At 72.3% G+C, this 9,876-nt stretch carries 7 protein-coding genes, 2 tRNA genes, 1 pseudogene and 1 riboswitch; of the genes and pseudogenes, 8 read left to right on the top strand and 2 right to left on the bottom strand.

Annotation, left to right across the window (positions count from 1 at the left end; translation table 11 throughout):
- From H0H10_RS12900 to H0H10_RS12865, 8 genes and pseudogenes are all read left to right on the top strand, one after another.
- Positions 1 to 253, top strand: a pseudogene (locus H0H10_RS12900) (DEAD/DEAH box helicase); the annotation flags it as partial.
- A gap of 129 nt (positions 254 to 382) precedes the next feature.
- A complete protein-coding gene (locus H0H10_RS12895) occupies positions 383 to 1,918 on the top strand; it encodes an amino acid permease (RefSeq protein ID WP_188181064.1) in 1,536 nt (511 codons plus the stop codon).
- A 122-nt stretch (positions 1,919 to 2,040) separates the two neighbouring features.
- Positions 2,041 to 2,113: transfer RNA gene (locus H0H10_RS12890), tRNA-Lys, on the top strand.
- Between the two features lie 158 nt (positions 2,114 to 2,271).
- The gene (locus H0H10_RS12885; RefSeq protein ID WP_188181063.1) at positions 2,272 to 3,405 is read left to right on the top strand and encodes a dihydrofolate reductase family protein; all 1,134 of its coding nucleotides are present in this window, start codon (positions 2,272 to 2,274) and stop codon (positions 3,403 to 3,405) included.
- Positions 3,406 to 3,488: 83 nt separating this feature from the next.
- Positions 3,489 to 3,562, top strand: a tRNA-Met gene (locus H0H10_RS12880).
- A gap of 203 nt (positions 3,563 to 3,765) precedes the next feature.
- A complete protein-coding gene (locus tag H0H10_RS12875; RefSeq protein WP_188181062.1) occupies positions 3,766 to 4,950 on the top strand; it encodes a PP2C family protein-serine/threonine phosphatase in 1,185 nt (394 codons plus the stop codon).
- Between the two features lie 257 nt (positions 4,951 to 5,207).
- A riboswitch (cyclic di-AMP (ydaO/yuaA leader) is annotated at positions 5,208 to 5,365 on the top strand.
- Positions 5,366 to 5,377: 12 nt separating this feature from the next.
- Positions 5,378 to 6,412 carry a M23 family metallopeptidase gene (locus H0H10_RS12870; protein WP_188181061.1) on the top strand — a complete coding sequence of 345 codons (1,035 nt, stop codon included), beginning with the start codon at positions 5,378 to 5,380 and terminating at the stop codon, positions 6,410 to 6,412.
- A gap of 136 nt (positions 6,413 to 6,548) precedes the next feature.
- Positions 6,549 to 7,493, top strand: a complete 945-nt coding sequence (locus H0H10_RS12865; protein ID WP_188181060.1) for an aldo/keto reductase — start codon at positions 6,549 to 6,551, stop codon at positions 7,491 to 7,493.
- Between the two features lie 50 nt (positions 7,494 to 7,543).
- Here H0H10_RS12865 and H0H10_RS12860 read toward each other — a convergent pair whose 3' ends face one another.
- Positions 7,544 to 8,845, bottom strand: coding sequence for a PrsW family intramembrane metalloprotease (locus H0H10_RS12860; protein ID WP_188181059.1), 1,302 nt, complete (start codon positions 8,843 to 8,845; stop codon positions 7,544 to 7,546).
- A gap of 10 nt (positions 8,846 to 8,855) precedes the next feature.
- Positions 8,856 to 9,665 (bottom strand): tRNA (guanosine(46)-N7)-methyltransferase TrmB, encoded by an 810-nt coding sequence (gene trmB, locus H0H10_RS12855; protein WP_188181065.1) that lies wholly within the window; start codon positions 9,663 to 9,665, stop codon positions 8,856 to 8,858.
- Between the last annotated feature and the right edge of the window lie 211 nt (positions 9,666 to 9,876).

The following is a 9,876-nucleotide window of genomic DNA, read 5'->3' as shown; positions in this document are numbered from 1 at the left end:
TGACCGCGGTGAGCGTCGTGACGACCGTGGCGGCCGTTCCTTCGACCGCCGTGACGGCGACCGTGGCGGCTTCCGCCGCGACGACCGCGGCGGCCACCGCGGCAGCGACCGTCCGTTCAACCGCGACCGCCGCGACGACCGCCCCGGCTTCCGCGCCGGCGGTCACGACCGCCCGTACGGCCGCCGTGACGACCACCGTGGTTCGTCCTTCGGCCGCCGTGACGACAAGCCGCGCTGGAAGCGCAACGGCTGACGCCGGCGACCGGCACTGAACGCCGTGGCCCCTGCCCTGACGGGTGGGGGCCACGGCGTTTTACGGCGGTGTCCTTTTCAGCCATCGAGTGACGCATGTCACGTCCCCGGCGAGGGAATTGCTGGGGGCATGACAGATGACGCCAAGGCGAGCGGCCTCTCGGACGAGGAACGGCTGGCCCAGCTCGGCTACACCCAGGTTCTGGCCCGCCGCATGTCGGCGTTCTCCAACTACGCGGTCTCCTTCACCATCATCTCGGTGCTGTCGGGCTGCCTGACCCTGTACCTGTTCGGCATGAACACCGGCGGCCCCGCCGTGATCACCTGGGGCTGGGTCGCCGTCGGCCTGATGACCCTCTTCGTCGGCCTGTCGATGGCCGAGATCTGCTCGGCGTACCCCACGTCCGCGGGCCTGTACTTCTGGGCGCACCGGCTGGCACCGCCCCGTACGGCCGCGGCCTGGGCCTGGTTCACGGGCTGGTTCAACGTGCTCGGCCAGGTGGCGGTGACCGCGGGCATCGACTTCGGGGCCGCTTCCTTCCTGGGCGCCTACCTGAACCTGCAGTTCGGGTTCGAGGTGACCGAGGGCCGCACGATCATGCTCTTCGCCGGCATCCTGATCCTGCACGGCCTGCTGAACACCTTCGGCGTGCGGATCGTCGGCCTGCTGAACAGCGTCAGCGTGTGGTGGCACGTCCTCGGCGTCGCGGTCATCGTCGGCGCGCTGACCTTCGCCCCCGACCACCACCAGTCGGCGTCCTTCGTCTTCGGCGAGTTCGTCAACAACACGGGCTGGGGCAGCGGCGCGTACGTCGTCCTGATCGGCCTGCTGATGGCCCAGTACACCTTCACCGGCTACGACGCCTCCGCCCACATGACGGAGGAGACCCGGGACGCGTCCACGGCCGGCCCCAAAGGCATCGTCCGCTCCATCTGGACCTCCTGGATCGCCGGCTTCGTCCTGCTCCTGGGCTTCACCTTCGCCATCCAGTCCTACGAGGGCGCCCTCACGTCCCCGACCGGCGCGCCGCCCGCCCAGATCCTGCTCGACGCGCTGGGCGCGACGGCCGGCAAGCTGCTCCTGCTCGTCGTCATCGGGGCGCAGCTGTTCTGCGGGATGGCGTCGGTGACGGCCAACAGCCGCATGATCTACGCCTTCTCCCGCGACGGGGCGCTGCCCTTCTCCCACGTCTGGCACACGGTCAGCCCGCGCACCCGCACGCCGGTCGCGGCCGTCTGGCTGGCCGCGCTGGCCGCCCTCGTCCTCGGGCTGCCGTACCTGATCAATGTGACGGCGTACGCCGCGGTCACGTCCATCGCCGTCATCGGCCTCTACATCGCCTACGTCATCCCGACCCTGCTGCGGGTGCGCAAGGGCGCGGCCTTCGAAAGGGGGCCGTGGCACCTGGGCCGCTGGTCCCAGGCGGTGGGCGTGGTGGCGGTGACGTGGGTCGGCGTCATCACGGTCCTGTTCATGCTGCCCCAGGTCTCCCCGGTCACCTGGGAGACCTTCAACTACGCCCCCGTCGCCGTCCTGGTCGTCCTGGGCTTCGCCGCGACCTGGTGGCTGGCCTCGGCCCGCCACTGGTTCCTCAACCCCGACCACGAACGCACCAGGGCCCGCACCGCGGCCCACGCGAACGCCCCCGAGCCGGTCGATCCCTAGCCCCCGCCCTCCGACGGCCCGGCCCGGCGCGGCCGTGTATCCGATACCCGATCGGCGACACGGCCGCGTCCGGCTATGCTCGGGGTGGCAACAGCGAGCAACATCGCCGAGCGACAACGCCTGGGCCCTTAGCTCAATTGGCAGAGCAGTGGACTTTTAATCCATTGGTTGTGGGTTCGAGTCCCACAGGGCCTACCGGACCCCTCGGGGTCGGACCCCCGTGGACGTCCGTCCACGGGGGTCCTGACGTTTCAGGGGCGGCGGCGGTGTTCACCGCCCCACCGGGGTCCGCTGGGGTCCGTCGCGTCTCCCCGCCCCCACAGCCTGCCCGTCCACGTCACCGGAGTGCGCCGATGCCCCTCCCCTACGTCCTGCTCTCCGCCGCCGTCTCCCTCGACGGCTATCTGGACGACACCGGACCCGAGCGGCTGCTGCTGTCGGGTCCCGCCGACTTCGACCGGGTCGACGAGGTGCGTGCGTCCGTGGACGCGATCCTGGTCGGGGCCGGCACGATCCGGGCCGACAATCCACGGCTGCTGGTCAACTCGGCCGAGCGGCGGGCCGCCCGGGTCGCCGACGGGCGGCCGGAGTTCCCGCTGAAGGTCACCGTCAGCGGGTCCGGCGAGCTGGACCCGGCGGCCGTGTTCTGGCACACCGGCGGCGACAAGGTGGTCCTGACCACGGACGAGGGCGCCCGGCGGGCCCGCGCGCTCGGCCTCGCGGCCGACGTCGTCCCGCTCGGCGCGGTTCTCGACTGGCACACGGCGCTGGAGTACCTGCACGACGAGCGCGGGGTGCGGCGGCTCATGGTCGAGGGCGGCGGGACCGTCCACACCCAGCTGCTGCAACAGGGGCTCGCCGACGAACTGCAGCTCGTCCTCGCTCCGGTGCTCGTCGGGGACCCGAAGGCGCCCCGGCTGTTCGGCCCCGGGGCCTACCAGCGCGGACGTCTGCGGCTGGTGGAGACCCGGCGCATCGAGGACGTCGTCCTCATGCGCTACCTGCCGACGGCCCCCGGCGCCGGAAGCGACGTCTGTGCGGCCGACCGGCACTGGCTGGCGCTCGCCTGCGAGCTGGCGGAGCTGTGCCCGCCGTCGCGGACGGCGTTCAGCGTGGGGGCGGTCGTGGTGGCCGCCGACGGCACGGAGCTGGCGCGGGGGTACTCGCGGGAGGGCGGGGACCCGGTGGCGCACGCCGAGGAGGCCGCCCTGGCCAAGGCCGACCCCGCCGACCCGAGGCTCGCGACGGCCACGGTGTACAGCAGCCTGGAGCCGTGTGCCCGCCGCGCCTCCCGGCCCGCGCCCTGCGCCCGGCTGATCCTCGACGCCGGGGTACGGCGCGTGGTCACGGCCTGGCGGGAGCCCGACACGTTCGTGCCGGGGGCCGACGGCAGCGGGGTCCTCGCCGCCGGGGGCGCCGCCGTCGTCGTACTGCCGGAGTACGAGGAGCGGGCCAAGGCTCCGAACGGGCATCTGCTGGGGGCATAGCGTTACCATTGGTGACAATCCGGGGGGTCGGAAACGCGTGTACGTTCCGTCCCCGGGATGGCGTACACTGGTTTACACAACGACGCGGGGTGGAGCAGCTCGGTAGCTCGCTGGGCTCATAACCCAGAGGTCGCAGGTTCAAATCCTGTCCCCGCTACTGAAGGCCGACGGCCGGAAACCATGAGGGTTCCGGCCGTCGGTGTGTTTGCGCCCCCACCACGTCACCCCGGGTCTCCTTGGCTCACCCGGACGGCCCTCACCGCTCGCCCCCCGTCCCCGCTGCGGGAAACCTGGACGGACGGGACGGCAAGTGGCGTGGACGCGCGTGGTGGCGGGAGACGAGTGGTGCGGCCGGGTGACGTGGACGACGAGGGGCCGTACGCCCGGGCCGGCGGCCGCCTGCCCGGCGACCCCGTGCCCGACCCCGGCCTCGGCGACGCCCCGGTACCCGTGCCGCCCGGCGAGGAGGAGCGGCCGCGCCCGTCCTACTCGCGGACCTTCGTACGCCTGCTCCCCGTCCTGCTGATCGTCGTCGCCGTCCTCTACGACTGCCTCACCCCCCGGTACTTCACCGCCGGCCCCCTCTACACGGCCGCGCCCCTGGTCGCCGCCCCGATCTACTCGCGGCGCGGCACCGTGCTCACCGCCGTCACCGTGGTCGCCGTCGTCATCGTGCTCCAGTTCACCAAGGGCGTCATCCACTACATCGACTCGCTGACGGAGCTGGTCACCATCGCGACGGTCGCGGCTCTCGCCGTCCTCGTCAACGGCTTCGTGCGCCGCGGCGACGAGCGCCTCGCCAGCGCCCGCGGGATCGCCGAGGCCGCCCAGCGCGCCGTCCTGCCCGAACCCGCCGAGCGGATCGCCGGCTTCGAGATCGCCGCCCGCTACGAGGCCGCGCAGGCCGACGCCTTCATCGGCGGCGACCTGTACGCGGTGCAGGACAGCCCGCGCGGCGTCCGGATCATCGTCGGGGACGTGCGCGGCAAGGGCATGGGCGCGGTGGCGGCCGTCGCCGTCGTGATCGGGGCCTTCCGGGAGGCCGCCGAGCAGGAGGCGACGCTGGAGGCGGTCGCACAACGGCTGGAGCGGGCACTGGCGCGCGAGGGCACCCGGCGCGAGGGGCTGGACGCCTTCGAGGGGTTCACGACCGCCGTCCTCGCCGAACTCCCGCACGGCGACGGAGTCGTCCGCATCGTCAACCGGGGCCATCCGCCGCCCCTCCTGCTGTACGCCGACGGCACCCTCTGCCCCCTGCCCGCCCGGGAGGCCGCGTTGCCGCTCGGCATGGGCGAACTGGGCGTCTGGCCCGACCGGGCGGAGGAGGTCCGCTTCCCCGGCGGGGCCACGCTGCTGCTGTACACCGACGGCCTGACCGAGGCCCGCGACGCCCGCGGCACGTTCTACGATCCCCGGACGCGGCTCGCGGGCCGCGTCTTCCGGCATCCCGCCGAACTCCTGGACACCCTCGCCGATGACGTACGCCGGCACTCCGGGGGCGGCATGGCCGACGACCTGGCGCTGCTCGCCGTACGCCGGCCTTGACCACCGGCGCCGCTCCCTCATCACGATGGGTGACCGGGCGACCGCCCTCTGCATAACAACTGATACACCGTCAGAAAGAAGAGAGGCGGAAAAGTGTCCTGAGGGGCGGTCAACTCGCCCGGTTTTCACCGGTCGTGAGGTGTACGTCCGGGGCGGAATCGTTAATGATCAAGCGGAACGGCTTGGAATCCGCACCCCGCGTCTATTAACGTTCGATAACGCAGCGCGGTCGTCCCAGCCGTCACAGAAGGCGGCTCCGTGCGCACGCGCCGAATCCCGTAAGGGAACCGGGGAACCACCACCTTGGGGTGAATCGGGCGTATGCCACCGTGGAAACACGGCTGGTATACGCGCGTAGGAGACCTTCCTGCTCCGAACCCGTCAGCTAACCCGGTAGGCGGAGAAGGAAGGAAAGGAGTACGCCCACGTGGCGTCCAACCGGCCTGCCCCCGAGGCCCCGTTCGCGCCGAACCGGCACGACACCGAAACCTTCGGCTACGACGACTACCGCACCGAAGAGGGCCCCTGGGAGGAGTGGAACCCCACCGCGGACTCCATTCGCCCCGTACGCGGCCGGCACCGCGTCGCCAAGCAGCGCGGCGGACTGGCCCGCAGCTCCACCGTCCTCGGCGTCGGCGTCATAGCGGCGGTCGGAGCGGGCGGCATGGCCAGCGCGCAGACCGGCAAGCCGCCGGTGTCGATCTCCATGCCGGACCTGCCGAACGTCGGCTCGCTCATCTCCGACGAGGAGGAGCCGGAGCCGGAGGGCTCCGCCACCCCGCTCAGCGGCATCGGCGTGACCACCACCGACACCGCGCAGGGCACCGCCGACGCCGGTGAGGCGCTGCGGGCGCGGATCATGGCCCAGGCCGAGCAGCAGCAGGACCAGGTGGACACCAAGGCCGCCGCCGAGGCCGCGGCCGCCGCCGAGAAGCAGGCCGCGGAAGCCGCCGCCAAGGCCGAGAAGGAGGCCGAGGCCAAGGCCGCCGCCGCCAAGAAGAAGGCGGAGGAGGAGGCCAGGAAGAAGGCCGAGGCCGAGCGCCTCGCCCAGCTGGCCAAGCAGTACACGCTGCCGACCTCCTCGTACACCATCTCCTCCACCTTCGGGCAGGCCGGCGCCTACTGGTCCTCCGGCCACCACACCGGCCTCGACTTCGCCGCGCCCACGGGCACGCTGCTCAAGGCGGTGCACAGCGGCACGATCACCTCGGCCGGCTGGGACGGGTCCTACGGGTACAAGACCGTGCTCACCCTCGAGGACGGCACCGAGATCTGGTACGCCCACCAGTCCTCCATCAACGTCAGCGTCGGCCAGAAGGTCACCACCGGTGACGTCATCGGCCGCGTCGGCGCCACCGGCAACGTCACCGGCGCCCACCTCCACATGGAGGTCCACCCCGAGGGGTCCAGCTCCGGCATCGACCCGATGGCGTGGCTGCAGAGCAAGGGCCTCACCCTCTGACCTCCGCCTCTTCAGATCCCCGGCGGTCCTGACGGCAACCCCCCGACGTCAGGGCTGCCGGTTCTCGGCATGCCCCGGTGGGACCCGCGTTCCCGTACCGGAATGGCCGGTGCCGGTGTGGTCGTTGACGAAGAACATGACTTCTCTTCGCAAGCTGGGCTCATCCGACCTCGAGGTCTTCCCGCTCGCCCTCGGCGGCAACGTCTTCGGCTGGACCGCCGACGAGCAACAGTCCTTCGCCGTCCTCGACGCCTACACCGCCGCCGGCGGCAACTTCGTCGACACCGCCGACTCCTACTCCGCGTGGGTCGACGGCAACAGCGGCGGGGAGTCCGAGACACTCATCGGCAAGTGGATCGCCGCGCGCGGCAACCGCGACGACGTCGTGATCGCCACCAAGGTCAGCCAGCACCCGGAGTATCCCGGCCTGTCCGCCGCGAACATCAAGGCCGCGGCCGACGCCTCGCTGCGCCGCCTGGGAACCGACCACATCGACCTCTACTACACCCACTTCGACAAGCCCGAGGTGCCGGTGGAGGAGATCATCGGCGCGCTCGACGAACTGGTCCGGGCGGGCAAGGTGCGGCACATCGCCGCCTCCAACATCTCCGCCGAGCGGCTCGCCAGGTCCCTGGCGTTCTCGGAGCGCGAGGGCCTCGCCCGGTACGTGGCGCTCCAGCCGCACTACAACCTGGTCTCGCGCGACACGTACGAGGGCGAGCTGCGCGACCTCGCCGAACAGGCCGGCCTGGCCGCCGTCCCGTACTACTCCCTCGCGTCCGGCTTCCTCACCGGCAAGTACCGGCCCGGCGCGACCGTCGACAGCGCGCGGGCGGGCGGTGCCGCCAAGCACCTGGAGACGGAGCGCGGGCGGCGGGTGCTCGCGGCCCTGGACGAGATCGCCCAGGCCCACGACGTGGCCGTCGCCACCGTCGCCCTGGCCTGGCTCGCGGCACAGCCGACGGTGGCGGCGCCGATCGCGTCCGCGCGGACGGTGGAGCAGCTGCCGGCCCTGCTCGGCGTGGCCGGGCTGACCTTGACGGAGGAGGAGACCGGGCGGCTGACGGAGGCGTCGGCCTAAGAGCGGGGGCTCATGCTGGGAGGGGCGTCGGCCTGGTGCCGGGGTCCCGTTCAGTACCTGTACGGGTTGTGTGCGGGGTACGGCGTCGGGGCCGGGTGGCCGTAACCGTAGCCGTGGGCGCCGTAGCCCGGCCAGGGCATGGGGCGTACGGGCACGGGCGGCGCCGTCGCTCGGGCCGCCTGGGCCAGGGCCGGGCGCGCCACGTCGCGCCTGCGCCACAGCTCGTCCAGCAGTTCCCGCTCCCGTACGACGTAGTCGGCGCCCGCCCGGCCGCGTCGGCCCCGCTGCCGCAGGAAGGCCAGCGAGGTCGCGTACGCCTCGTACTCCGCCACCGCCCGCGCGGCCGGTTTCCCGGCGTGGTGGCGGGCGTACTGCCGGGCGATGCGCCGGGCCCGCATCGAGCCGAGCGCGAACGGCTCGGCCGGGCCGAGCCAGCCGGCGACGGCGTAGGCGGGCAGCTCCGCCCGTACGGTCCACAGCTCGCGCTGCCGGGTCCAGATCACCAGCCAGGTCAGCAGGCCGAACGCGGGCACCATGAACGCCGCGTACACGGCGAAGAAGCCGTACTCACCGAGCGCGGAGGAGCCGTTCCACAGCGCGTGCATGCCCATGGCGAGCAGCAGGCCGGCCAGGGGCAGGAGCACGCGCCGGAGCCGCTGCCGGTCGGCGGACAGGGCGGCGATGCCGAAACCGATGCCGGTGAGCACGGTGAACAGAGGGTGGGCGAACGGCGACATCACGATGCGGACGAAGAAGGTCGCCGCGGTGACGGAGGCGATGCCGCGGTCGCCGGTGAGCTGGTCGGTGCCGAAGGCGGTGCCCAGGTAGAGGATGTTCTCGGTGAACGCGAAGCCGGTGGCGGTGACGCCGGCCACGACCACGCCGTCGACGATGCCGGTGAAGTCGCGTCGGCGGAAGAGGAAGACCAGGAGGACGGCGGCGGCCTTCGCGGACTCCTCGACGATCGGCGCTATGACCGTGGCGCCGAGGGTGTCGGCGCTGGTCGGGTCCGCCGTCGCCGTCGCTATCCACTGCGTGGCGAAACTGTTGGCGACGATCGCTATCAGCGCCGCCGCGCAGGCGCCCCACGCGAAGGCGAACAGCAGGTTCCGCCAGGGGCCGGGCTCCACGCGGTCCAGCCAGCGGAAGGCGGCTATGAGCAGGGGCACGGGCAGCACCGCCAGCCCGAGCCCCACCAGGAACCCTTCGGTGCCGGTCTGTTCGCGCACCAGGGCCAGGATGACCAGGCCGGAGAGCGCGAGCAGGGTGATCAGCGCGCCGTAACGCACCCAGGTGCGCTGCCACCAGTGCGGACGCGGCGGGTACGTCGGGTGCGGGGGACAGGTGGCCACGGCATGGACCCTAACCGGTGGGGGGCTGCTCCTTGTGCGGTTCGCGGTGCTGCACGTCGTGCGGTACGCGGCGGAAGAGCAAGTCGTTCACCACATGTCCCTTGTCCAGTCCCTGGCCCTCGAAACGGGTCAGCGGGCGGTGGGCGGGACGCGGGGCGAAACCGCCGTCGGGCACGGTGTTCTCGAAGTCGGGGTGCGCGGTGAGGACGTCGAGCATCTGCTCGGCGTACGGCTCCCAGTCGGTCGCGCAGTGCACCACGGCTCCCGGCCTGAGGCGGGACGCGGCCAGGGTGAGGAACTCCGGCTGGATCAGCCGGCGCTTGTGGTGCCGCTTCTTGGGCCAGGGGTCGGGGAAGTAGACGCGCAGGCCGTCGAGGGAGTCGGGGGCGAGCATCTCGCGCAGGAGGATGATCGCGTCGCCGTTGCCCACCCGGATGTTGGACAGGCCGTTCCGGTCGGCGAGGCCGAGGAGGTTGCCCTGGCCGGGGGTGTGCACGTCGACCGCGAGGATGTTGGTGTCCGGGTCGGCGGCGGCCATCTGGGCGGTGGCCTCGCCCATGCCGAAGCCGATCTCCAGCACGACGGGGTTGTCGTCGGCGAACAGCTCGGCGAGGTCGATGACGCGCTGCCCGTCGATGTCCAGTCCCCACTTGGGCCACAGCCGCTGCAGGGCGTCCGCCTGCCCGGCGGTCACCCGGCTCCGCCGGGGCTGGAAGCTCCGGATCCGCCGCTCGAAGTGCGACCCGGCGGGGTCGGCCTTCGGCCCGTCGGGGAAGCGGGGCTCGCCCTTGGCACGGGTGTGCCGGAGCGAGGCGCCGATGCCCGGGGCGGTGGGGGCGGTGGGGGCGAGGGGCGGCTGGGGGAATTCGGGGGCGTTGCGGGTGTCAGACACAGTGAGTCGATTTTACGGGTGCGGGGATGCCTGCGGCGGCCTGTGGTTGTGGGTGGGGGTGCGCGTAGCGCGGTCCGTTCGGTTGTGGGTCGGGGCCGCGCCGGGGGGTGTCCGTCCTCGGAACGGCGCGGAATCGGTT

This window comes from Streptomyces griseicoloratus (assembly GCF_014534645.1).
GTDB lineage: Bacteria > Actinomycetota > Actinomycetes > Streptomycetales > Streptomycetaceae > Streptomyces > Streptomyces griseicoloratus.
The sequence above is the reverse complement of the archived record's forward strand: the minus strand, read 5'-3'. Positions and strand labels throughout refer to the sequence as shown.

What these genes read in the sequence shown, in the direction of transcription:
- H0H10_RS12895 (WP_188181064.1), top strand. Translation starts at nt 383, where the DNA reads ATGACAGATGACGCCAAGGCGAGCGGCCTCTCGGACGAGGAACGGCTG.
- H0H10_RS12885 (WP_188181063.1), top strand. Translation starts at nt 2,272, where the DNA reads ATGCCCCTCCCCTACGTCCTGCTCTCCGCCGCCGTCTCCCTCGACGGC.
- H0H10_RS12865 (WP_188181060.1), top strand. Translation starts at nt 6,549, where the DNA reads ATGACTTCTCTTCGCAAGCTGGGCTCATCCGACCTCGAGGTCTTCCCG.